This is a genomic window from Actinoplanes sp. NPDC004185 (genome assembly GCF_053603475.1).
This window is the reverse complement of sequence record NZ_JBSGFR010000015.1, coordinates 87,325-111,409: the sequence shown is the minus strand read 5'-3', so window position 1 is coordinate 111,409 and position 24,085 is coordinate 87,325. Positions and strand designations below refer to the sequence as shown.

Below are 24,085 nucleotides of genomic sequence, written 5' to 3'. Positions count from 1 at the left end.
CGGCACCTGGTGACCGCCTCTATTGGCGATACCATAGCCGATATCGCCATGCCGTCGTCCGGCGCAGTGCGATAAACGAATCCGCGTTGTTCCGTGTCGCGTATCCGTTACCGCGGCGTCGCACAAGGTGGCGCGGTCGCCGCCTCGCCGCCGGTCCCGCGCGGGCGGTTATATGTGCCCTCGCCGAGGAGGTCGTCGGCTTTGTGGCCGGTCCATAACGGACAAAGACAGTGGCGAATGAGCCCGGCCGTGTTTCGGCTTGGTGTCGGTTGCTTGACAGGCATGTTGTGACCGTTAACACTTTCGGCAATCGTCCGGCTCCCACCCTGGATAGAGGCCGTCATGGTCACCCGACACCTGTCCCGTATCGCTGCCTGTCTGCTGGTGGCCGGCGCCCTCGTGGCACCGGCCGTGCCCGCCGCCGCAGCCGATGTCACCGGCGGCCTGGTGCTGCGGTACGACCTCACCCAGACCTCCGGCACCGCGGTGCCGGACACCTCAGGCCACGGCCGCGACGGGGTCCTGCGCGGTGACGCGTCGTTCGCGCCCGACGGCGGCGGTCTCGTCCTCGGTGGCACCGACGGGCACGTGCGGCTGCCGGACAACGTGCTGGCCGGGCTCGGTGCGGTCACCGTGGCCGCCGACGTCTACATCGACACCGCGCAGGCCACGCCGTACATGATCTGGGCGCTGGGCAACACCGACGCCGGTGGGGCCGGCAACGGCTACCTGATGGCCACCGGGGACCCCTACCGGACGGCGATCGCCGGCGGGAACTGGAGCACCGAGCAGACGGTCAAGGCCGGCTCGGGCCTGCCCCGCGGGGTGTGGGCGAGCATCGGCTACACCCTCGGCGCCGACGGGGTGGCGACCGAATACCTCAACGGGCAACCGGTGGCCACCACCTCCGGCGTCACCATCACCCCCGGCAGCATCGGCTCGGGTGTGACCAAGGCCAACTATCTGGGCCGGTCCGTCTACACCGCGGATGCCCACCTGCGCGGCCGGATCCGCAACTTCCGGATCTACGACCGGGCGCTGAACGCCACCGAGGCCGCCGCGATCGCCATCGCCGACGCCACCCGTGTCGCCGGGGACCAGGCGGCGCTGACCCTGGGGGACACCTCGGCGGTCACCGGTGACCTGAGCCTGCCGGCCGCCGGGCCCGCGTACGGCAGCAAGGTCTCCTGGTCTTCCTCGGACCCGGCGGTGATCACGCCCGCCGGTGCGGTGACCAGGCCGGCCGCCGACACCACCGTGACGCTGACCGCGACCGTCACCAGCGGCTCCAGCAGCGCCACCCGCGCCTTCCCGGTCACCGTCAAGGCCGCGCTCAGCGCCGCGCAGAAGGTCGAGCAGGCCCGGGACACGCTGACCGTCACCAACCTCGACGACGCCCGCGGCAACCTGACCCTGCCGGTCGCCGGCCTGCACGGCACCACCGTCGCCTGGTCCAGTGCGGACCCCGCCACCGTCAGCGCCACCGGTGTCGTGCACCGGCCCGCGGCCGGCAGCCCGGCCCGGCGGGTCGCCCTCACGGCCACCGTCAGTCTCGGCCCGGTCAGCGCCGAGAAGTCGCTGACCGCCACCGTGCCCGCCCTGCCGGTGCCCGCACCGCTGAAGGGCTACGCCTTCGCCTACTTCACCGGCAACAGCATCGCCGGCGAGAAGATCTCCTTCGCCGCCAGCCAGGGCAACAACGCCCTGCGCTGGACCGAGCTCAACGGCGGCCGGCCGGTGCTGACCTCCACGCTGGGCACCAAGGGCCTGCGCGACCCGTTCCTGATCCGCTCGCCCGAGGGCGACAAGTTCTACCTGATCGCCACCGACCTGTCCATCGGCAGCGGCACCTCCTGGGACGACTCGCAGCGCCGCGGCAGCCGCTACCTGGAGGTGTGGGAGTCCACCGACCTGGTGCACTGGGGGCAACAGCGGCACGTGCTGGTCTCACCGCCGACGGCCGGCAACACCTGGGCCCCCGAGGCGTTCTGGGACGAGAGCCTGGGCCAGTACGTCGTCTTCTGGGCGTCCAAGCTGTACGCCGGCACCGACCCCGGGCACACCGGCGACGCCTACAACCGGATGCTCTACGCCACCACCCGCGACTTCGTCACGTTCAGCACGCCGAAGATCTGGCAGGACCGCGGCTCGTCCCGGATCGACAGCACGGTGATCAAGGACGGCGGCAAGTACCACCGCTTCACCAAGGACGAGGGCGCGGTGACCGGCTGCAGCGACATCATCCAGGAGCAGGCGGACTCGCTGACCGCGGTCGACGACGTGGCGGACCCGGCGTACGACCCGAAGAACCCGGCGTGGCGGATCGTGGCCTCCTGCATCGGCAAGGCCGCCGGCACCTCCGCCGTGGAGGGCCCGACCGCCTTCAAGGCCAACCCCGGCGACGAGTCCGGCTCGGACTACTACCTCTTCGTCGACGAGTACGGCGGCCGCGGCTACATCCCGCTGGGCACCGACGACCTGGACGCCCCGGCCTGGAAGGTGCCGGCGAGTTACGCCCTGCCGAAGAGCCCGCGCCACGGCACGGTCCTGCCGATCACCCAGGCCGAGCTCGACCGGCTCTCCGGCGCGCCCGATCCGCTGCCCGCCACCGCCGACGGGCTGGTCGCCCACTACGCGCTGGACCAGAGTAGCGGGAACACGGTCGTCGACTCGTCCGGCAACGGCAACAACGCCACGGTCGCCGGCGGCACGACCTGGAGCGACGGCAGCCTGACCTTCGGCGGCACCGACGGCTACGTGAAGCTGCCGGACAACGCCATGGCGGGGATGCGGGCCATGACCGTCTCCACCGACGTCTGGATCGACCCGGCCCAGCAGAAGCCCTACTTCCTCTGGGGGATGGGCAACACCGACAGCGGCGGCGCCGGCAACGGGTACGTGTTCAGCACCGGCGACAACTACCGCGCGGCCATCGCCTCCGGCAACTGGACCACCGAACAGGGCACGGCGACCGGCAGCGCTCTGAGCCGCGGGTCGTGGCGGACGCTGACCTACACCGTCGGCGACGGCACCGCGACGCTCTACCTCGACGGTCGCCAGGTCGCCCGCAACACCGCGGTCACCGTGACCCCCGGCTCGATCGGCAACGGCATCACCAAGGCCAACTACCTGGGCCGTTCCGTGTACGCCGCGGACAAGTTCTTCAAGGGCCGGATGCGCGACGTCAGCATCTACAACCGGGCCCTGACCGCCGCCGAGGTCGCCCGGCTCGGCGGCAACGCCACCACGGTCTCCGCGGTGACGCTGGACAGCCTCAAGGCCCCGGCCCTGATCGACAGCGACGCCGGCACCATCGTGCTGCCGGTCCGCCCCGGCACCGACCGCCGGAACCTCGACCCGGTCTTCACCGTGGCGAGCACCTCGACCGTCACCGGTGCGGGAGCCGGCGACTGGTCCACCGCCCGCCGCATCACCGTCACCAGCGCCACCGGCGCGACCCGTACCTATACGGTCACCACCCGGGTGCTGCGCTCGCCGGTGCTGCCCGGCCTCAACGCCGACCCGAACATCGTCCGCTTCGGCGACACCTACTACATCTACGCGACCACCGACGGCATCGCGGGCTGGGGGAGCACCACTTTCAAGGCGTGGTCCTCGACCGACCTGGCGACCTGGACCGAGCACGGCACGATCCTCGACCTGGCCGACGTGTCCTGGGCGCACACCAACGCCTGGGCCCCGGCGATCGCGTCGGCCAACGGCAAGTACTACTTCTACTACTGCGCGGCCGGCAACATCGGGGTGGCCACCGCCGACTCGCCCCTCGGGCCGTTCACCGACACCGGCGCGCCCCTGATCGACCGCGACGACTACGCCGGCGCCCAGCAGATCGACCCGGCCGTGTTCACCGACACCACCGGGCAGAGCTACCTCTACTGGGGCAACGGCAAGGCCTGGGTCGTGCCCCTGAACGCGGACATGACCTCGATCGACGTCTCGAAGCGGCAGACCATCGGCGGGCTCACCGACTTCCGCGAGGGCCTGTTCATGAACGAGCGGAACGGGACCTACTACCTCAGCTACTCCGTCGACGACACCGGCAGCGAGAACTACCGGGTCGCCTACGCCACCGGCAGCTCGCCGTACGGGCCGTTCACCGCCCGCGGCGTGATCCTCGCCAAGGACCCGGCGCAGGGCATCCTCGGCACCGGGCACAGCTCGATCATCCAGGTGCCCGGCACCGACGACTGGTACATCGCGTACCACCGCTTCGCGCTCACCGGCGGCGACGGCTTCCACCGCGAGACCACCATCGACCGGCTGTACTTCGACGCCACCGGAGCCATCACCCCGGTCATCCCGACCCTGGAGAGCATCGACCCGCTCACGTACACCGGGGTGCCCCCGCAGGCGTCCATCTCCCGGCCCGGGACCGGCGGATGGTACGGCGCCGGCGCGACCCTCACCCTCAGCGGCGGCGCGGGCAACAGCACGATCGAGTACGCGCTGGGCGACGGCGCCTGGTCCGCGTACACCGGACCGGTGCCGCTGCCGGCCGGCTCGTACACCGTGCGCCACCGGGCCCGGGGCGCGAACCTGATCCTCGGCCCGGTCGCCGAACTGCCCGCCCGGGTCGACCCGGAACCGCCGATGTCCGCCGTCGCGGTGCGGACCGCGGGGAACGCCTCGACGGTCACGCTCAGCGCCCAGGACACGGCCTCGGGTGTGGCCTCGATCAGCTACCGCGTCGACGACGGCCCGTGGCAGCCGTACGCGAAGCCGTTCACCCTCACCGGCGTGCACCGCCTGGCGTTCCAGGCCACCGACCGGGCCGGCAATGAGGAGACCGCGCAGCGGGTCACCGTGCCGCTGCAGCCGGACGTGACCGCGCCCGCGGTCGCCGGGCTGACCGACCCGCGGCAGCCGACCGGCCGGCACGGCTGGTTCACCGGCCCGGTGGCCCTGGTCGTCACCGCCACCGACCCGTCCGGCATCGCCTCCCGCGAGTACCGGATTGCCGGCGGCAAGTGGCAGACCTACACCGGACCGGTGCCGCTGCCGGGCGGCGTGACCACCGTGACCTACCGGGCGACCGACCACTTCGGCAACGTGTCGGTGCCGGGCACGCTCACCGTGCGGCGCGACCCCCAGGCGCCGACGGTCAGCGCGGCGGTGCGGGTCGGCCGGTCACCGGTCACGGTCACCCTGAGCGCCAAGGACGGCGGCTCCGCCGTGGAGCGGATCTCGTACCGGGTGGACCGCGGGGCCTGGCAGACCTACCAGGCGCCGGTCAAGGTGCGGGGCAAGGGTGCGCACCGGGTGTCGTACCGGGCGACGGACCGGGCCGGCAACACCAGCCCGGTGCGGACCCTGCAGGTGCGGATCCGCTGACCTCACGGCGTCGCCGCGGCCACCAGCTCCTGGTACGCGGCGACGCCGTCCGGGTCGGCGTAACCACCGGCGGGCACGACCGAGGTGCCCAGATACCAGTTGTCGTGCTGCCAGTAACAGACGACCTGGAAGCCGTGCGACGCCAGCCAGGTGCGCGAGGCACGGATCGCCGGTCCCCGGGACGCGCGGACGCCCTGGTCGTCGTCGATGCCCCATTCGGTGAGCGTCAGGGGGCGGCCGAGGGTGCCGAACGCGCCGTACCAGCGCAGCATCCGCGGGTCGCTGCCGACGCTGACCGGGTCGTCCGGCTCGCTGCCGCGGGTGCTGGCCTGCCAGTACAGATCGATCCCGTACGCGTCGGCGTAGGCGCCCGGCACGACCCAGTCCCGCACCTCCCGGTCCCCGCCGGTGCCGTTGTTCGTCACGAACGCCGAGCCCGACCGCCACTGGTACGCCATGTGCACCGGCACCACGTTGACGGCCGCGTTGACCGCCTTGCTCTGCTGGTACACCCGGGTGAACGCGGCCACGAACTCCACGCCGGTCATGTCGTCCTCCGGCTCGTGGAAGTACGTCAGGTAGCTGCCGGCCGGCATCGCCGCGGCGATCGCCTGGATCTCCCCGTCGCAGCCGCCGGCGGCGACGGCGACGGGCGTGCAGGTCGTCTTGAACGAGTACCAGAGCGTCGCACCGTAGGTCTGCTGGCAGCTGAGCGCGTCGGCCGGTGGCAGGGCGGCGGCCGAGGTGAAGACCCGGCGGACGGTGAGCTGCGGCCCGAGGTGCGCGCGCTCGTCGAGAAACCCGGCGCAGGTGTTGCCACTGCCGACGGTGTCGGCGCTGGAAGTGGTGGCACCGACGGCCAGTGCCGGCAGGACGAGCGCAGCCGCCGGGGCCGGGATCACCGGTCCGGCCAGCAGCAGCGCAACGATCAGGGGAACGTGCATGGCGTCCTCCACGGTCACAGGATGGTATCGAGAGGCTACGATGAGTAGCCATTGATCACCATCGCTGTGCGTCCGGATCGCCGCCCGGCGTCAGAGGACCACAGGCACGGCCAGGAGCCGGCAGCCCGGATCGGTTGCCCGCACCAGGCGTGCCGCCTCGGCCCCGTCCATCTCGTCGAGGAACACCCCGACCGGGAGCCGTTCGTGGCTGTCACCCTTGGCGCAGAGGACGTAGACGGTCCGGTAGTTGTCGCGCCGGGCCCCGTCGGGCAGGCCGTCGACAACCGCCCGGGCGACCTCCGCGGGCGAAGCGACACCGAGCCCGCCGTCCACCCCGCCCAGCGGCCCCCTCGGCCAGACGGTGTCGTACGGCGAGAACTGATGGAACAGGCTCTGCTGCATGCGCGGCAGCACGCCCTCGCGCCACCCGACGGCCGGACAGACGACGTAGCCCTCGACGCCCTGGCTGCGCAGCACGAAGGTGCGCGCGTCAGTGGCCCGGAAGCCGTAGTCGGAGATGCCGGCGCCGATCGCGGCGGCCTCGGCGGCCGTGGCGCAGGCGATGACCAGCCCGCGATAGCACTCCTGGATCCGGACGGCCTCGACCGGCTTGAAGAGCACCTCGATCGTGGTCCCGCCTGCCTCGTCTCCGGCGCCGTCGTGCGATGACAGCAGCAGCTGGCTGTGGCTGGCCGAGTAGGCGGTCAGCTGGAAGGTGCGGTCGCTGCGGAACAGCTCCGCGCCGGGGGAGAACTGGTCGGGCCGGTTGAGCCACACGTCCTTCAGCACGGCGCGACCCTTCCCGGGACGTGCCGCGCTGTCAAGGCGCTCAGACGGTGAACCCGCCGTCCACGTTGATGGTCGCGCCGGTGACGTACCGTCCGCCCGGGCCGGCCAGAAATGCCACCGCCGCGGCCACGTCCGCCGGTTCCGCGTAGTGGCCCAGCGCGGTCATGGCGTTGACGGCGTCCGCGTTCGGGCCGTCGGCCGGGTTCAGGTCCGTGTCCGTCGGGCCCGGGTTGACCAGGTTGACGGTGATCGCCCGCGGACCCAGTTCCCGGGCCAGGGCCCTGGTCAGGCCGGTCAGCGCGGTCTTGCTCAGCGCGTACAGGGTGAAGCCGGGGAAGACGGCCCGCTCGGCCACGTTGCTGCCGATGGAGATGATCCGGCCGCCGCCGGTCAGGTGCCGCAGCGCCGCCTGCGCGGCGACGAACGGCGCCCGGACGTTGACCGCGATGCTCTGGTCGAACTCGGCCGGGCCGAGCTGCTCCACCGGCCCGAGCAGGAAGGCGCCGGCATTGTTGACCAGGATGTCGAGCCGGCCGAGCTCTGCGGCGGCCCGGTCGACGGCGGCCACCACGGCCGCGGGGTCGGCGCTGTCGGCCGGTACGGCGATCGCCCGCCGCCCCAGCATCGTGATCTCGTGCGCCACTTCCTCGGCCCGCTGTTTGTCCCGCAGATAGGTCAGCGCGACATCGGCGCCGTCCCGGGCCAGCCGTACCGCCGTCGCGGCGCCGATGCCCCGCCCGCCGCCGGTCACCAGCGCCACCTTGCCGTCAAGTCCGTTCGTCATGCCGTCCACCCTGCGCGAGCATCCGGCCCGGGTCTGGCGGCAATGAGACGTCGCGTTCCTACAATGCCGGCGATGCCTGCCGCTGCCGACCGTCCGATTGTCTTTCTCGATGTCGACGGGCCGCTGATCCCGTTCGGCGGCTCGGGCCACCGCTACCCGGCGGCCCCACCCGAGCCCGGGGCTCACCCGCTGCTGCACCGCCTGGACCCCGCGGACGGGCCCAGGCTGCTCGCGTTGCCCGGCGAGCTCGTGTGGGCCACGACGTGGGGTGAGCACGCCAACGAGGTGATCGCGCCGCGGCTCGGGCTGCCCGGCCTGCCCGTGGTCACCTGGCCCGACGAAGAGGACGATCCGGTCGGCGGCCGGCACTGGAAGACCGCCGGGCTGGTCCGGTGGGCGGGCGGCCGGCCGTTCGTCTGGGTCGACGACGAGGTCACCGACCGGGACCGCCGCTGGGTGGCGGCCTGCCATCCCGGGCCGGCCCTGCTGCACCGCGTCGATCCGCGCACCGGCCTGACGGATGCCGACTTCGTCGCGCTCGGCGGCTGGCTGGAGGCGGCCGACCGCCGGTCAGCGGGGCACGCGTAGCTCGGACAGCGGTGGGTCGCCGAGCGGCGAGGTCGCCCAGCGGGCCTCGAACGTCCCGGCGCCGGGGTCGAGCCGCAGGTGCAGGCGGTGCGGCGTCTCGACGAAGACCACATCGACGTGCAGCTGCCCGCCGGCCCAGGCGGACGCGGTGGCCAGCGGGCCCGTGGTGGTCCAGGCGCCCGGCGCGCCCAGCGCGGCGGCCAGTTCGGAGTCGCCCTCCAGCAGCCGGATCTCGTCGGGTCCGGTGACCAGCCGGACCGTGTGCAGGCCGGGGAGCTGGTTGCCCGTTCCCGGTCGCAAGGTCAGCGGCGTGCGGTCAGGCTGCGGCCCGTCGGCCGCCGGACCGGGCAGGGGTACGGTCCCCGGCGTCCAGACCCGGTCGGGCGGCGCGTCGGCGGTCAGCGCGGGCAGCAGGTGCGTCCACACGGCTTCCAGGACGCCCGGGGCGTCCAGGCTCTGCGACGTGATCGCCACGACCGCGTCAGCCTCCGGCAGGACCAGCATGAACTGGCCGTACGCGCCGTCGCCGCGGTAGCCGTGCCGGCTGCGCCAGAACTGGAAGCCGTACCCCTGGTCCCAGTCCGTCTCGGGGATGCCGGTCGCGATGTGCGCGCGGGTCGCTTCCTCGACCCACTGCGGGCTCAGCAGCTGCCGGTCCGCCCAGGCGCCGTTGCGCAGGTACAGCTGGCCCAGCTTGGCGATCGCCTCGGTCGGCACGTGCAGACCCGAGAAGCCGATCTCGCGTCCCTGCGGGTCGCGCGTCCAGCCCGTCCGCGTGATGCCCAGCGGCTCGAACAGCCGGGGCCGCAGGTACGCCGTCAGCGACTCCCCGCTCACCCGCTGGACGATCGCCGACAGCGCGTGGGTGCACGGCTGGTTGTACGCGAACACCGTCCCCGGATCGTGCTCCGGCGGGGTGAGCAGGAAGCCGCGCAGCATGTCGCCGTCGCCGGCCGTCCGGGCCCGCTCGAAGGCGTCGCTGTTGTGCCCGCTGGCCATCGCGGCCACGTGCCGGACCCGGATCGCGCGGGAGCGCTCGTCGGTGACCTCCGCGTCGAGCTCCGGGAAGTACGACAGCACGGTCGCGTCCAGGTCGACCCGGCCCTCGCCGACCGCGAAGCCCAGCGCGGTCGACGTGAAGCTCTTGCTCACCGAGTACGCCAGCCGCGGCGTTCCCGGCTCGTACGGCGCCCACCAGTGCTCCGCGACCACGTGCCCGTGCCGCAGCACCATCAGGCTGTGCAGTTCCGCGTCGCTCAGCGCGGCCACCGCGGTGACGAACCGGTCGATCCCGGACGCGTCGACGCCCTGGGCCGCCGGTGTGCTGCGCGGCAGTGCCGCCTCCCCGAGGGTTCTCATCCTCTGAACCTAGCGTCGCCGGCGGGAACCCCGCGCGGGTGATACGGGCGTCGCGGCCCACCTCACCGGCGCGGGCCGGCCGGGCGTGTGCGAAAGTCGATCGACGGGGTAAAGGACACTGGTCAACGTCAACGGGGTCGGCCGCGCCGGCCGGAGGTGAGGCTCGCGCATGACCGGTGATCGGTACTGATGTCGCCGGACGACCTGTTCGCCGGCGGGAGCACCGCCGGACGGCTGATGGCCGAGCTGGACTGGGCCGCCACGGATCTCGGCCCGGTCGGCGGGTGGCCCCAGAGCCTGCGCGCCGCCGTACGCATCGTGCTGTCCTCGCGCTATCCCATGCTGCTGCTGTGGGGGCCGCGGTTCACCCAGCTCTACAACGACGCGTACTCGGCGTTGATCGGCGACCAGCACCCCGCCGCGCTCGGCGGTGACGTGCGGGTCACCCTGGCCGACAGCTGGGACGTGCTCGAGCCGCTCATCCTCGACGCGATGGCCACCGGCGTGGCCAGCTGGGTGCCGGCCCTGCAGCTGGTGCTGGACCGGGCCGGTTACCGCGAGGAGGCGTACTTCAGCGTCTCGCACGCCCCGGCCCGCGACGACGACGGCACCACCATGGGGGTGCTCACCGTCTGCAGCGAGGTCACCGACCAGATCGTCGGGGAGCGGCGGCTGCGCCTGCTGCGGGACCTGTCGCTGCCGGCGGGCACCGATCCCGTGGACGTCGCCGAGACCTGCGCCCGGCTGTCGGCGGTGATCGGCGAGCAGCCGCTGGACGTGCCGTTCGCCGCTATCTACCTGCGCGACGGCGGGATGCTGCGGCTGGCGGCGTGCGTCGGTGCCGACGCCGACGACAGTCCGGTGCAGGCGGCGCTGCCCGCGTCGGTGAGCCTGGGGGAGACGGCGGCCGATTCCGCGTACCCGGAAGGCGACGATCCCTGGGGCCTGCGGGCCGCCGCCGCGGGCCGCACCGCCCGGACCGACGACGTGGTGAAGCGGCTCGCCGTGACCGGTGGGCCGTGGGGTGACCCGGTCCGAGCCGCCGTTGCGCAGCCCCTGCCGTCGGCCGACCGTGAGCAGCCCGTCGGTGTCGTCCTCACCGGCATCAGCCCCAGCCGCGGCCTGGACGAGACCTACCGCTCCTTCCTGCAGCTGCTCGCCCAGCAGGTCGCCGTCGCGGTCCGCAACGCCCAGGCCTATCAGCAGGAACGGGAACGGGCCGAGGCCCTGGCCGAGCTCGACCGGGTCAAGACCGGCTTCTTCACCAACGTCAGCCACGAGTTCCGCACCCCGCTGACGCTGATGCTCGGCCCCCTCGCCGACGCCCTGGCCGACCGGGACGAGCCGCTCCCGGCCGGGCAGCGCGAACGGGTGGACACCGCCTGGCGCAACGCCAACCGGCTGCTGGGCCTGGTCAACGACCTGCTGACGTTCTCCAGCCTGGAGGCCGGCCGGGCCGGGCACGCGCCCCGCTCGCTCGACCTGGCCACGTACACCGCCGAGCTCGCCGGGGTCTTCCGGTCCGCCGTGGAACGCGCCGGGCTGCGCCTGATCGTGGACTGCCCGCCGCTGCCCCGGCCGGTCGCCGTCGACCCGGGCAACTGGGAGAAGATCGTCACCAACCTGATCTCCAACGCCCTCAAGTTCACCTTCGTCGGCGAGATCCGGGTGACGCTGGCCGCGGACGACGAGCGGATCCGGCTGCGGGTCACGGACACCGGCATCGGCATCGACGCCGCCCAGCTGCCCCGGTTGTTCGACCGGTTCCACCGGGTCCAGGGCGTGCGCTCGCGCAGCCACGAGGGCACCGGCATCGGCCTGGCGATGGTCCGCGAACTGAGCCGGTTGCAGGGCGGCGACGTGCGCGCCGAGAGCACGCCGGGGGAGGGCACCACCTTCACCGTGACCCTGCCGTGGACAGCGGTCGAGCCGGTCGCGGAGTCCCCGGCCGCGCCGGACCAGCCCGCTTTCCCCGCCGCCGAGGCGGCGGTCCGCGAGGTCACCGGCTGGCTCGACGACGACGCCGGCGCCGAGGCGCCGCCCACCGCGCCCGCCGGCCCGGCGGAGGAGGAGCCCGCGGCCCGGATCCTGGTGGCCGACGACAACAGCGACATGCGTGCCTATCTCGTACGGCTGCTCGGCGCGCAGGGCTGGCAGGTCGACACGGTCGCGGACGGGCAGGCCGCACTGGAGTCGATCGCCCGCAATCCGCCGGACCTGCTGCTGACCGACGTGATGATGCCCCGGCTGGACGGCTTCGGCCTGGTCCGGGCGCTGCGCCGGGAGCCGGTCACCGAGGCGCTGCCGGTGGTGATGCTGTCCGCCCGCGCCGGTCAGGAGGCCGGCGTCGAGGGTCTGCAGGTCGGCGCGGACGACTATGTGGTGAAGCCGTTCACCGCCGCGGAGCTGGTCGCCCGGGTCCGCAGCACCCTGCGGCTGGCCCGGCTGCGCGGCACCCACACCCGGCAGTTGCGGGTCCTCGCCGACACCGCCGCGGTGATCGCCTCAGGCCGGGCGCTGGAGGAGGCGTTCCAGGCCGCCACCGAGCAGGCCCGCGCGTTGCTGGACGGCGTATGGGCGGTGACCGTCCTGGACGGCGACGCGCACCACGCCCCGCTGCGCTTCACCGCGCCGCCGGAGGGCAGCGGGGACGCCATCGCCGACACCCGCTCCTTGACCGCGATCCTGCGGGGCGCCGACGGGGACCGGCTCGGCAGCATCGCCGTACGGGTCGGCGCGGCGGGCCCACCGGCCGACGACGCCCGGGCCCTGCTCGACTCGATGGCCACCATGCTGGCCTCGCTGGCCCAGAGCACCTGGCAACTCGAACACGAGCGGCAGCTCACCCTCACCCTCCAACAGAGCCTGCTGCCGGAGAGTCTGCCCAGCCCGGACGGCTGGGACCTGCAGGCTCAGTACCGGCCGGCCACCGGCGAGGCTGGTGGCGACTGGTACGACGTCGTCGCGCTGCCCGGCGGCGACCTGGTGATCAGCATCGGCGACGTGGCCGGGCACGGGCTGGGGGCGGCGGTCACCAGCGGGCAGGTCCGCAACGCGGTCCGCGCGTACGCGGTCGAGGACCCGGCCCCCGCACCCGTCCTGACCCGCGTGGCGACGCTGCTGTCCCGCCTGGGCGGGCCGTTCTCGGCGTCTCTGCTCGTGGCCCGGCTGATCCCGGCGACCGGCGAGCTCTCCTGGTGCAGCGCGGGTCATCCCGCGCCGGTGCGCAGCGCCCCGGGCGAGGACACCCGGCAGCTGACCGGCACGGTCGGGCCGCCGCTGGGCGCTGCCGTGCCGACCTACGAGCAGAACGAGGAGTCGCTGCCGCCCGGGGCCCAGCTGGTGCTGTTCACCGACGGGCTGGTCACCGCCGAGGGCCCGGGGCGCCTGCTGCACCGGGCCGGGGACTCGTACACCAACGGCGCCTCCGCGGCCACGGTCGTCGACGCGGTCCTGGCCGATCTCGCGGAGCCGTTGGGGGACGACGTCGCGGTCGTCGCCGTGCGCCGGCAGGGACCGGTGGTGCCGGCCGCCGTCGCCGAGCTGCCGGAGGTCGACGCCACCTGGGTCTATCCGCTGGTACCGGCGGCCGCCGCGGCGATGCGCCGGGACCTGCGCGGGGCGCTGTCGGGCGACCGGATCGATCCGGACCTGCTCGACGATCTCCAGGTGGCGGCGACCGAGGCGGTCAACAACGCCGTCGAGCACGCCCAGCGGCCCAGCCGTCCCGAGGTCGAGGTGCGGCTGCAGGTCGCGGACGGGCTGGTCCGGGTGGTCGTGCAGGACTTCGGCGGCTGGCGGGAACGGCCGCCGGCCCGCGACCGCGGCCGCGGGGCACTGCTGATGAACGCGTACGGCGACGTGCGGGTCACCTCGACGGCGACCGGCACGACGGTGACCATCGAACGCCGCTGGGCCGAGCCACCCGGTTGACGCCGGTCCCGGTTCAGACCGGCCGGCCGAGGTCGGCGATGATCCGGTCGATCTCGGCCAGCGCCGCGCCGGCGAGCAGTCGCTGGGCGGCCTCGGCGCCGGCGTCGGTCTCCTCCAGATCGCCCAGCACGACGATGTTCTCGTCGTTGAGGGTGGTCGCCGGGCCGGTGTAGTTGAAGCTGCCCACGATGATCAGGCGGGCGTCGACGACCATCAGCTTGTGGTGCACCTTGCGCAGCCCGGTGCCCGGCTTGTTCTCCCACAGCTGCACCCCGGCCGCTTTGAGCGGCTGGGTGGCGGCCCAGCGCTGGGCCCCCTGGCCGCGGTCGAGGATGCCCCGGATCGGCAGGCCGGGACCGACCAGCCGGACCATGGCGTCGTCGATGCCGGACGACCGGGCGAAGGTGAACATCGCGAAGTCGATGCGGTCGCGCGCCTTGAGCATCTGCTTCATGATCTCCATCTCCGGCCCGTGCCGCGGCGCGAACAGCGGCTTGACCCGGATGCCGCCCAGCCGGAACTCCTCGGGCCGCGCCTCGTGGCGCTCGTGCAGCTCGCCGAACGTGCCGCTGCGCATCCGGTCGAACTCGCTGCGGTACTGGTCGGTCGCCTGCTTGCCGCCGAGCACGACGAGATGGTTGAGGTTGTTGCCCGACCGTCCGGCGCCGGTGTCGAGGTTGGTGCCGGTGTCGGTACGGGTGAAGTTGGCCGAGCCGGTCAGCACCGCCGCGCCGGGCCTGCCGTGGTCGCGCACCACGAACTTCTGGTGGAAGATCGCGGGGTTGAGGTCGGTGATCACGTCGACCCCGGCCCGCAGGAACGCGGCGTGGATGACCCGGTTGCCCTCGTTGTCCCCGGCGACCGCCCACGGGTCCGCCGGGGCGCGGTCCTCGTGCAGGTAGCTCGCCTCGAGGATGATCTGCACGCGGACGCCGCGGGCCTTGGCGTCGAGGACCGCCCGGGCGATCGGCTCCGAGTCGATCTCCTGCACCGCGATGCGCAACGACGTGGTGGCGGCGCCCAGGAAGTCCAGGATGACGGCCTGCAGATCGTCCGGTGCGCCCAGCACCGGCGGGCCGATGTGGAACGTGACCTCGCCCAGTTGCACAGCCATCACAGCACCTCATCCCACCGGTGGCCCGGCTCCTGGTTCACCATGACCCGGGGGAGCCCCGATGCGCGTCGTCGGTCGCCAACATGACTGCCCCGGCGGCGTACTCCACCCGGAAGGGGGAGCCGGAGACGGCACCGGTCACCATGGTGCGGTGATGATGCTGATTCCCGCTGATGTGCTGCGGCCGCGCCGGCCCGACGAGCATTTCGCGCCCGAGGCCGCGGCTGCCCGCGAGGCCGGGTGGACGGTCGCGCTGGTCGATCACGACGGGCTGGCCGCGGGCGCGGCCGACGCCGCGGTGGCCCGGGTGCCCGCCGGCGACGGGGCCGTCTACCGGGGCTGGATGCTGGGGGCCGACCGGTACGCGGCGATGGCCGAAGCCCTGGCCGCCCGTGGTGTGACCCTGCGGACCGAGCCGGAGCAGTACCGCCGCGCCCACGAGCTGCCGGGCTGGGCCGGACCGCTGGCCGGGTTCACCCCGGACACGACGTGGACGACCGGCGCGGATCGTGCCGCCTTCGACGCGGCCCGCGCCGCGCTCGGTGCCGGACCGGCGGTGCTGCGGGACTGGACGAAGTCGATGAAGCACTACTGGGACGAGGCGGTCTACGTCCCGGAGCTCGGTGACGCCGCGGCGGCCTGGCGGGTGGCGAGCCGGTTGCGGGAGCTGCGCGGTGACGAGTTCACCGGCGGGTTCGTGCTGCGCCGGTTCGAGGAGTTCACCGGGGCGGAGGTCCGTACCTGGTGGGTGCGCGGGGAGTGCCGGCTGGTCGGCGCCCATCCGGACAGCCCGGACGAGCTGCCGCCGGCCGGGCTCGACCTGGCCGCGGTCACCCCGGTCATCGCGGGACTGGGGCTGCCGTTCGTGACGGTGGACCTGGCCCGGCGCGCCGACGGGGTGTGGCGGGTCATCGAGGTGGGCGACGGTCAGGTGAGCGACCGTCCGATCTCGACGGCCGCGGCGACCCTCGTCGCCGCGATCGGCTCTTGACCCGATCGTTGTTACCGTTAACACTCGTGGGTAACTCGGGTGAAACATATCGACGAAGGGCGCCCCCGCATGACCGTCCCCGCGACTCTCCCCGCCCGGCACGGCCGGTGGCGCCCCGCCCTGATCGCCGCCGCAGCGATCCTCGGCCTCCTCGCCGCGACGGTGACGGGCGCCCCGCCCGCGGCTGCCTCACCCGCGGTGCAGTACACCAATCCGCTGGTCAACCAGCGGGCGGACGCCCACATCGTCAAGCACACCGACGGCTACTACTACTTCACCGCGACGGTCCCCGAGTACGACCGCATCGTGCTGCGCCGCGCCACCACCATCCAGGGCCTGTCCACCGCCCCGGAGACGGTGATCTGGCGCCGGCACACCAGCGGCATCATGGGCGCGCACATCTGGGCCCCGGAGATCCACTTCATCGACGGCAAGTGGTACGTCTACTTCGCCGCCGGCGCGACCAACGACGTCTGGGCCATCCGGATGTACGTGCTGGAAGGCACCGGCGCCAACCCGCTCACCGCCTCCTGGGCCGAGAAGGGCCAGATCCGTACGTCCTGGGAGACCTTCGCCCTGGACGCCTCGACCTTCGTCACCAACGGCGTGCGGTATCTGGTCTGGGCGCAGGCCGAGCCAGGCATCGACACCAACTCGAACCTCTACATCGCCCGGATGAGCAACCCGTGGACCATCACCGGCACCCCGACGCGGATCGCGGTGCCGACGCTGGCCTGGGAACGCCGGGGCGGGGTCGAAGTGAACGAGGGACCCGCGGTGATCCAGCGCAACGGCCGGGTGTTCCTGACCTACTCGGCCAGCGCGACCGACGCCAACTACTGCCTGGGGCTGCTGACCGCCTCGGCCACCGGCAACCTGCTCAGCGCGTCCTCGTGGACCAAGACCCCCGACCCGGTCTTCGTCAGCAACGCCGGCACCGGCCAGTACGGCCCCGGCCACAACTCGTTCACCACCTCGGAGGACGGCCAGAGCGACATCCTCGTCTACCACGACCGCAACTACGCGACGATCAACGGTGACCCGCTCAAGGACCCGAACCGGCGTACCCGGGTGCAGAAGCTCTACTGGAACGCCGACGGCACGCCCGACTTCGGCATCCCGGTGCCGGACGGCGCCACCCCGGTACGCCTGAAGTCGGCCAACTACCCGGACCGCTTCGTCCGCCACTGGGAGTACCGGGCGCGTACGGAGGCCGCGGTCAAGCCACTCGCGGACTCCCAGTTCCGCCTGGTCCCGGGCCTGGCCGGCGGAGGGACGGTGTCCCTGGAGTCCACCAACTTCCCGGGCTACTACCTGCGGCACAGCAACTTCGAGGGCTGGGTACGCCGCGACGACGGCACAGCGGCCTTCCGCGCCGACGCCAGCTTCACCCGGCGACCGGGCCTCACCGGCAGCGGAACGGTGTCGTTCGAGTCGGTCAACTACCCCGGCCGGTACCTGCGCCACTACGACAACCTGATCTACGTCCAGGCCGTCTCGACCGCCACCGACCGCGCGGACGCCACCTTCATCCTCGAGTAGCGGGCATCCGGGGCAGCGGACCCGGCGAACTCTCAGTAACCTGACGCGGCCCCGCCGTCGTTCCAGGTCCGAGGAGAGTCGTGTCCTATCCCCAGCAGCAGTCCACCGCCGTCCCGGGCGGAGCCGTCCCCGGCCAGGGCCAGTACCTGGTCGTCGCCTGCCGGATGTGTGGCAGTGTGCCGGCCGCGCCGGTGACCTTCCGGGGTCACCAGGGCTTCGTCATCGTGATGCGGTTCCTGAGCCAGCCGGGCCCGTTCTGCCGCGACTGCGGGATGGCCACGTTCCGGGCGATGACCGCCCGCACCCTGGTCCAGGGCTGGTACGGCTGGGCGTCGCTGATCATCACGCCGATCACGGTGCTGATCAACCTGGTCAAGCGGGGTCAGGTGGCCCACCTCGCCGCGCCGCAGCCCAACCCGTACGGGCCGAGCCGGCCGCCGATGAACCCCGGCCCCCGGCTGCTGCAGCGGCCGATGGCCGTCATCGGGCTGGCGATCCCGCTGGTCCTGATCGCGCTCATCGCCGTCGCGATCAGTCAGAGCTCCTGACCGGCGGGTGTCCCTAGGGGCTTCGTCAACCCCGGGCGTTGATCTGGTTGGTGAGGTCTTCGAGGCAGACATCCAGCTCAGCGGCGTCGCTCATCTGGTAGTGAGTGATGGTGACGGCTCCGGTCGAGATGTCGCCCACCTCCAGGTCGGCTTCGCCGCTGGTCCAAACGATCAACCGGGCCAGATGGCGGGCGGTGGTGCAGTCGACCCAGGCGGAAGATTTGGAGCGGGTGGGTCCGTGGTGCAGCTGCCACTGGACTCCCGCTGCTTGCCACTGCAGGCCCCGGGTGGCCACTGCGGTGGTGAAGTCGTCGAGGTCCAGTTCCATCATGCCGCTGATGGTAGGGCGGCGACCGGTCGTGACTGGTAGGGCGTCTCGCGAGGAAGATCAGGCGGCGTTGTGGCGTTTGTCTGGGCGCGTTCGCGGTCGGAGTGGGTCCGGCTGATGGGGTCGGCCAGGGCAGCGAACGCGGCGAGGAAGAACGCGCGTTCGAGCTGCTCGTCCAACGCGGTCATGATCCGCTCGACGAGGCGTTCGCCCATGCGCGGCGCGTTCTTGACCGCGATCGACAGCAGTCGGCAAGACGCGGATGCGGTTGGCCAGCCGGTGGCCTCGCCGGCCCGGTCGGTGTCGACGCCAACGAAGATTTCTCTTTCAGCGAGGGCTTCGTCGCCGACATCGACCTTCACCGTCTTCATCCGAGGCTGCGAGGCCGGCAACGACTGGCAGCTGCTCGCGGGCTTCCGGGAATGGCTGGTGGCCCGCTGCGGGCGCGGCGACAACCTGATCTGGGAGGCGCTGGTGCTGCACCAGGCGTTCCCGGATGGGCCACCGCAACGCGAGCAACTTGAGGCGGAGGCGGAGCTCAACCGGGTAGCCGTCGGAGCGCTGTTTCGACTGCTTGACGAGTACCTGCAGCGACGAACAGAACATGGCGGGCTGGCCAAGATCTTTGAAGAGTGCGGCGCCTGGCAAAAGGAACAGAGCCGGTCGTGATTCCCGCGGCGGCGGTGTCTTGCCGGGCTGCGAAGGCCTTGGCGGGGTCGTACCGCTGGACGGTTGCCAGGCAGTGCTGCAGGCAGCCGAGGAGCCGATGGGAAAGGTCGCGCAGCGCCGCGGGATGCCGGTCGCCGTGGTCGCGTCGACGTTGGTAGTGCTGCTCGGCAGGGCGCGCGGGAGTCGGCGAACCGGGTGCGGTCGTCGCCGATCTCTGTCAGGACACGGGCGCCGGTCACGTCGGCCATGCCGGGAGAGCTGGTCACGATCGCGTAGTCGGGGCCCACGCTGAGGAGGTTTTTGGAGACCTTCAGAGGCCCGGTGCCGGGCAGGCATCCGGGGCCGTTCGGCACTCAGCAGGAAACAGGGCTGACGGCCGCGTCGGCCGCTTCCTGTCCGGCGTATCGTCCGTTCATGGCGAGCGTGCGCGTGAGCGACCGGCCACGACTGGTGGCGCTCCGAGCCGGCGCGCTGTTCGACGGGATCTCCGAAACCCCGCTCAGCGATCCGGTGGTGATCCTGGAGGGCCCCACCATCGTCGCGGTCGAACGGGCGATCCCGCCGCCGCCCGGTGCTGAGGTTGTCGACCTGGGCGGCGTGACGTTGCTGCCGGGCCTGATCGACGTCCATGTCCATCTCGCGTTCGACGGCAGCGCCGATCCGGTGACGGCGCTGGCCGAGCGGGACGACCGCGCGGCCCTCGCGGCCATGGTGACCGCCGGGCGCGCCGCTCTGCGCGGGGGTGTCACCACAGTCCGCGACCTCGGCGACCGCGACTATCTGTCGCTGGCTCTGCGCGGCGCCGACGATCTGCCTGCGATCGTCGCGGCCGGGCCACCGATCACCACCCCGGCGGGACATTGCCATTTTCTCGGTGGCGGGACCGAGCCGGCGCCCGAGGCGTTGCGCGCCGCGGTGCGCGAGCGCGCGGACCGCGGCGTCGACGTCGTCAAAGTGATGGCCAGCGGCGGGACCATGACCCCGGGCACCCGCCAGGAGGACGCCCAGTTCACCCCGGATCTGCTGCGGGTCGTGGTCGACGAGGCGCACCGGCTCGGCCTTCCGGTCACCGCGCACGCCCACGGCACCTCGGCGATCCGCGGCGCTCTCGACGCCGGGGTGGACGGCATGGAACACGTCTCGTTCTGGAGCGCCGACGGAGTCGACGATCCCGGCGACCTCCTCGATCGCATCGTGGACAGCCGGGTGGCCGTGGGCATCACCGCCGGCGTCGTCCCGGTCCCCGGCGTCACCCCGCCACCGGCGGTGGCGATGCGGATGCCCCGCATCATCGCCAACACCCGTGCCCTGTACGAGGCCGGTGCCCAGCTGCTGGTCGGCACCGATGCGGGTATCGGGCCACCCAAGCCGCACGACGTGCTCCGGTACGCCCTGCACCAGACCGCCCGGATCGGCGTGACGCCCGTGGCGGCGCTGCGCCTGGCCACCTCGACGGCCGCGGCAGCGTGCGGCCTGGCCGCCACCAAGGGCCGGCTGGCACCCGGCTTCGACGCCGACATCGTCGCGGTGGACGGCGACCCCCTGGCCGACCTCGCGGCGCTGCACCGCATCCGCGCGGTGTTCGCCAGAGGCGTCCACGTCGCGCTTTCCTGAGACGGACGAACGAAACACTGACAGCAACGGCGCGCATCGCGCCGCGGAACGGGGGCAGGGATGCCGGACATCGTCGTCGTGCCGATCGGGGTGGTGCGGTCCCCGCTGACCGACCCGCGCGAGGCGCCGCGCCAGCCCGACGAGGGTGCGCCGCAAGCACGGATCGTGCTGACTCCCGAAGCCGCCCCGGCCGCCGCGGACCTGCGCGCCGGCCACCGGATCGTCGTGCTGACCTGGCTGGACCGGGCGGACCGCGCGACGCTGCGGGTGCGCCCCCGCGACGATCCCGGGCGTGCGGAGACGGGCGTGTTCAGCACCCGGTCACAGGACCGGCCGAACCCGATCGGTCTGCACGAGGTGACCGTTACCGAGGTCACGGCGGGGATGGTCACGGTCGCCGCCCTCGAGGCTCTCGACGGGACGCCGGTCCTCGACATCAAGCCTGTTCTGACTGACGTCCAGCAGCGGTAGACATGACAGCATGACCATCGCCGACAGGTACGCCGAGTTCGCCGCCCGCGAGGCCCGCGGGATCTCGCCCACCTACGAACGCCTCTCGTACGCGGTCGCCGCCGACGCCGGGCTGCTGGCCCTCATCGGCACGCTGCCACCGGAGAAACAGCAGCCGAACCTGCTGTTCGGGGTGGTGCGCTCGCTCGGCGGGCCGGTGCGGGAGCCGGACGAGTTCCGGGCCTGGGCGCGGGCGAACTGGGCGGCGATCGAGCCGCGGATGCGGACCCGCGCCACCCAGACCAACGAGCCCGGCCGGTGCGCCGTCCTGCTGCCGGTCCTGGCGGCCCTGCCGCAGCCGCTGGCGCTGGTCGAGGTCGGTGCTTCGGCCGGGCTGTGCCTCTATCCCGACCGGTACGCCTACCGCTACGGCGACCACACCGTCGGCGCCGGAACGCCGCTCCTCGAGTGCGCCGCGACCGGCCTGGTCCCGCCGGACACGCTCCCGCAGGTGGTGTGGCGTGCGGGCCTGGACCTGAACCCGCTGGACGTCACCGATCCGGCGGACGTCGCCTGGCTCGATGCCCTGATCTGGCCGGAGCACGAGCACCGCCGCTCCCGGCTGCGTGCGGCCGCCGCTGTCGCCGCCGCCGACCCGCCGCTGCTGGTCCGCGGCGACCTGGTCGACGACCTGCCGGCCCTGGTCGCCCGGGCCCCGGCCGGCGCGACGCTCGTGGTGCTGCACACCTCGGTGCTCTACCAGGTGCCGGAGCCGCGCCGGCGGGCGTTCGCCGAGCTGGTGACCGCCCTGCCCGGGCACTGGGTGGCCAACGAGGCCGCGGACGTCCTGGCCCACGACGGGCTGCCGGCCCCGCCGGACGACGCGCTCCACAACCTGCTGTCCCTCGACGGCAAGCCGCTCGCCTGGACCCGCTCCCACGGCCAGGCCATGACCTGGTTCGGCTGACCGGCGCCTACTTCACCGCTACCGGGTTGACCGGGGCGCCCACCGCGCCGGTCACCGGTAGGGGTGCGGCGGTCAGCCAGCAGTCGTAGACGCCGTCCGTGGCGCAGTCCGCCGCCAGCTCGTCCAGGTCCCACATCTCGCCCAGGAACAGGCCGATGTGCGGGATCGCCACCTGGTGCAGGGGCTGGAACGCGTCGTCGAACTCGTTCGGGCGTACCTCGAAACCCCACGTGTCGGTCGCGACCGCCGCGATCTCCGTGCCGTGCAGCCAGTCCGCGGTCGTGAACGACAGGCCCGGGGACGGGCCGCCGGCGTAGTCGCCCCAGCCCTCGCGGCGGGCCCGGGCCAGCCGGCCGGTCCGCACCAGCACGATGTCCCCACGGCCGACCGCCGCCGACGGGCCCTGCAGGGCCATGGTCGTGGTCAGGTGTTCCCGGGTGATGGCGAAGCCGTCGGGCAGTTCGCCGCCGGTGCCGATCGCGCGGCCCACGTCCAGCAGTACCGCGCGCCCGGCGATGACGTCGGCGACCGTCTCGATGCCGGTGACGGCGTCGCCCAGGCTGGTCACCACCTCGCCGGCGGGCCGGCCGTTCCAGGCCACCCCGTGGTCGAAGATGTGCCCGAGCCCGTCCCACTGGGTCGAGCACTGCAGCGGCATGGCGATGACGTCGTCGGCGCCGCCGAGCCCGTGCGGGAAGCCCTGGATGCCGGCGGCCGCGTCGGTGCCGGTGTCCAGCATGGTGTGCACCGGGTTGGTCCGGCGCCGCCAGCCCTTCTGCGGGCCGTCCATCTCGAAGCGTTGCGACAGCGAGAACGAGCGCCCGCGCCGGATCAGCGCCGCCGCCGCGGCCCGCTTGGCGTCGGTCAGGAAGTTCATGGTGCCGCGCACGTCGTCGGCACCCCAGCGGCCCCAGTTGGAGCAGCGCTTGGCCGCCGCGGCGATGGCCCCCTCCGGATCGGCCCGGTCGATCATGCGAACTCCCCGGCGATCCAGTCGGCGATGAACACGCTGACGTGCGGCAGGTGGTCCAGGCCGATGTGCTCGGCGCCGCCCTCGGCGGGCGTGAAGACGCGCAGCTCCCGGCGGGGACTGTTGACGGCCTGCTCGTACGACCGGTGGGCGTATGCGAGGGGGATCTGCCGGTCGTTCTCCCCGTGCGCGATCAGGAACGGCACGGTGATCCGCTCGACCACCCCGTCGAGGTGTACGGCCTCGGCCTTCTTGATGAACGTCCGTACGTCGGTCTCGCCCCACACCCAGAGGACGTGGTCCCAGTAGTGCGGGACCGGGTTCTCACCCTCGCGGTCCAGGCGCCGCTTCTGCACCGCGCCCCAGTTGTGGTTGGCCCCCCAGGCCACGCACAGCGCCAGGCGCTTCTCGAAGGCGGCGGCCCGCGGGGCGAAGTAGCCGCCCAGTGACCAGCCGACCAGCCCGATCCGGGCCGGGTCCACCGCACCGGCGGCCAGGAGATGGTCGACGCAGGCGGCGGCCCAGTCCTCGCTCTCGACCCGGGCGGTCAGGCCACCGAAGCGCAGGGCCTCGCCGCTGCCCGGGCAGTCGACCATCAGCGTGGAGATGCCGCGGGCGGCCAGCTCCCGGGGAAAGCCGGAGACGTACATGTGCTCCTTGGTGGAGTCCAGCCCGTTCCACATGATCACGCAGGGCGCGCCGGCGCCGGCCGAGGTGAAGTACGCCGGCAGGTGGGTGCCCTCGAACGGTACGGCGACCCGCGTGGTCGCCGGGTCCAGCAGGTCGAAGGTCTTCTGCATGAGGTCGAGACAGCGCTGATAGACCGCCCGGCGGTGCGGCGAGCGGGCGTTCTGCATCCGCTCGGCCTGCACCAGATAGTTGGTCGCCCGGTGGTACTTCTGCCCGGCCGCGCGCCGGTGCCCGGCCTTCTCGTCGTCGATCGCCTGCGCCTGCAGGTCGTCCACGACAGCGGTCCAGGCCGCCATGAAGTCCTCGGTGCCCACGTCGGAGCCCCGGGTGGCGGCGTCCCGGATCGGCCGGCAGGCGCGGTCCACCTCGTCGATGAGCCCGCCGCTGTTCAGCGTGGCGACCACGCCGAGGTTCCAGACGTAGTTGCCCGGGAAGTATTCGAACATCGCGGAT

The 24,085-nt window shown here is 72.8% G+C and carries 19 protein-coding genes; 10 read left to right on the top strand and 9 right to left on the bottom strand.

The window, feature by feature from the left end; translation table 11 throughout:
* Positions 1-342 precede the first annotated feature (342 nt).
* A complete protein-coding gene (locus ACWEOZ_RS17635) occupies positions 343-5,352 on the top strand; it encodes a family 43 glycosylhydrolase (RefSeq protein WP_451911746.1) in 5,010 nt (1,669 codons plus the stop codon).
* Between the two features lie 2 nt (positions 5,353-5,354).
* Here the strand turns inward: ACWEOZ_RS17635 and ACWEOZ_RS17630 are convergent, their stop codons facing one another.
* The 3 genes from ACWEOZ_RS17630 to ACWEOZ_RS17620 form a co-directional block, all read right to left on the bottom strand.
* Positions 5,355-6,296 (bottom strand): hypothetical protein, encoded by a 942-nt coding sequence (locus ACWEOZ_RS17630; protein ID WP_451911745.1) that lies wholly within the window; start codon positions 6,294-6,296, stop codon positions 5,355-5,357.
* Positions 6,297-6,386: 90 nt separating this feature from the next.
* On the bottom strand, positions 6,387-7,085 hold the full coding sequence (locus ACWEOZ_RS17625) for a hypothetical protein (protein ID WP_451911744.1): 699 nt from the start codon (positions 7,083-7,085) through the stop codon (positions 6,387-6,389).
* 40 nt (positions 7,086-7,125) lie between these two features.
* Entirely contained in the window at positions 7,126-7,869 is a 744-nt protein-coding gene (locus ACWEOZ_RS17620) for an SDR family NAD(P)-dependent oxidoreductase (RefSeq protein ID WP_451911743.1), read from the bottom strand.
* 72 nt (positions 7,870-7,941) lie between these two features.
* On the opposite strand from ACWEOZ_RS17620, the gene ACWEOZ_RS17615 reads away from it, so the two are divergent.
* A complete protein-coding gene (locus ACWEOZ_RS17615) occupies positions 7,942-8,457 on the top strand; it encodes an HAD domain-containing protein (RefSeq protein ID WP_451911742.1) in 516 nt (171 codons plus the stop codon).
* On the opposite strand, the gene ACWEOZ_RS17610 is transcribed toward ACWEOZ_RS17615, so the two are convergent.
* Positions 8,440-9,816, bottom strand: coding sequence for a serine hydrolase domain-containing protein (locus tag ACWEOZ_RS17610; RefSeq protein ID WP_451911741.1), 1,377 nt, complete (start codon positions 9,814-9,816; stop codon positions 8,440-8,442). The genes ACWEOZ_RS17615 and ACWEOZ_RS17610 overlap by 18 nt on opposite strands.
* A 189-nt stretch (positions 9,817-10,005) precedes the next feature.
* Between ACWEOZ_RS17610 and ACWEOZ_RS17605 the strand changes: the two genes are divergently transcribed.
* A complete protein-coding gene (locus ACWEOZ_RS17605; RefSeq protein WP_451911740.1) occupies positions 10,006-13,749 on the top strand; it encodes a SpoIIE family protein phosphatase in 3,744 nt (1,247 codons plus the stop codon).
* A 13-nt stretch (positions 13,750-13,762) separates the two neighbouring features.
* Here the strand turns inward: ACWEOZ_RS17605 and ACWEOZ_RS17600 are convergent, their stop codons facing one another.
* A complete protein-coding gene (locus tag ACWEOZ_RS17600; protein ID WP_451911739.1) occupies positions 13,763-14,863 on the bottom strand; it encodes a phospholipase D-like domain-containing protein in 1,101 nt (366 codons plus the stop codon).
* Between the two features lie 154 nt (positions 14,864-15,017).
* On the opposite strand from ACWEOZ_RS17600, the gene ACWEOZ_RS17595 reads away from it, so the two are divergent.
* The 3 genes from ACWEOZ_RS17595 to ACWEOZ_RS17585 all read left to right on the top strand — a co-directional run bounded on the left by ACWEOZ_RS17595 (position 15,018) and on the right by ACWEOZ_RS17585 (position 17,944).
* Positions 15,018-15,854 carry an ATP-grasp domain-containing protein gene (locus tag ACWEOZ_RS17595; protein WP_451911738.1) on the top strand — a complete coding sequence of 279 codons (837 nt, stop codon included), beginning with the start codon at positions 15,018-15,020 and terminating at the stop codon, positions 15,852-15,854.
* 69 nt (positions 15,855-15,923) lie between these two features.
* Entirely contained in the window at positions 15,924-17,396 is a 1,473-nt protein-coding gene (locus ACWEOZ_RS17590) for a family 43 glycosylhydrolase (protein WP_451911737.1), read from the top strand.
* An 80-nt stretch (positions 17,397-17,476) separates the two neighbouring features.
* The gene (locus tag ACWEOZ_RS17585; protein ID WP_451911736.1) at positions 17,477-17,944 is read left to right on the top strand and encodes a hypothetical protein; all 468 of its coding nucleotides are present in this window, start codon (positions 17,477-17,479) and stop codon (positions 17,942-17,944) included.
* A 25-nt stretch (positions 17,945-17,969) separates the two neighbouring features.
* Here the strand turns inward: ACWEOZ_RS17585 and ACWEOZ_RS17580 are convergent, their stop codons facing one another.
* A complete protein-coding gene (locus ACWEOZ_RS17580; protein WP_451911735.1) occupies positions 17,970-18,275 on the bottom strand; it encodes an immunity protein TriTu family protein in 306 nt (101 codons plus the stop codon).
* Positions 18,272-18,487 carry a hypothetical protein gene (locus ACWEOZ_RS17575; RefSeq protein WP_451911734.1) on the bottom strand — a complete coding sequence of 72 codons (216 nt, stop codon included), beginning with the start codon at positions 18,485-18,487 and terminating at the stop codon, positions 18,272-18,274. Before ACWEOZ_RS17575 ends, ACWEOZ_RS17580 begins: the two co-directional genes overlap by 4 nt.
* Between ACWEOZ_RS17575 and ACWEOZ_RS17570 the strand changes: the two genes are divergently transcribed.
* The 4 genes from ACWEOZ_RS17570 (at position 18,486) to ACWEOZ_RS17555 (ending at position 21,972) form a co-directional block, all read left to right on the top strand.
* Entirely contained in the window at positions 18,486-18,941 is a 456-nt protein-coding gene (locus ACWEOZ_RS17570; RefSeq protein WP_451911733.1) for a hypothetical protein, read from the top strand. The two genes, ACWEOZ_RS17575 and ACWEOZ_RS17570, sit on opposite strands and share 2 nt — an antisense overlap.
* Before the next feature lie 414 nt (positions 18,942-19,355).
* A complete protein-coding gene (locus ACWEOZ_RS17565) occupies positions 19,356-20,555 on the top strand; it encodes an amidohydrolase family protein (RefSeq protein ID WP_451911732.1) in 1,200 nt (399 codons plus the stop codon).
* Between the two features lie 60 nt (positions 20,556-20,615).
* Positions 20,616-21,026 (top strand): tRNA (N6-threonylcarbamoyladenosine(37)-N6)-methyltransferase TrmO, encoded by a 411-nt coding sequence (gene tsaA / locus ACWEOZ_RS17560; protein WP_451911731.1) that lies wholly within the window; start codon positions 20,616-20,618, stop codon positions 21,024-21,026.
* A 10-nt stretch (positions 21,027-21,036) separates the two neighbouring features.
* Positions 21,037-21,972 (top strand): DUF2332 domain-containing protein, encoded by a 936-nt coding sequence (locus ACWEOZ_RS17555; protein WP_451911730.1) that lies wholly within the window; start codon positions 21,037-21,039, stop codon positions 21,970-21,972.
* A gap of 7 nt (positions 21,973-21,979) precedes the next feature.
* Here ACWEOZ_RS17555 and ACWEOZ_RS17550 read toward each other — a convergent pair whose 3' ends face one another.
* Positions 21,980-22,945, bottom strand: a complete 966-nt coding sequence (locus tag ACWEOZ_RS17550) for a cyclase family protein (RefSeq protein ID WP_451911729.1) — start codon at positions 22,943-22,945, stop codon at positions 21,980-21,982.
* Positions 22,942-24,078 (bottom strand): alpha/beta hydrolase family protein, encoded by a 1,137-nt coding sequence (locus tag ACWEOZ_RS17545; RefSeq protein WP_451911728.1) that lies wholly within the window; start codon positions 24,076-24,078, stop codon positions 22,942-22,944. The genes ACWEOZ_RS17550 and ACWEOZ_RS17545 overlap by 4 nt, the downstream gene beginning before the upstream one ends.
* Between the last annotated feature and the right edge of the window lie 7 nt (positions 24,079-24,085).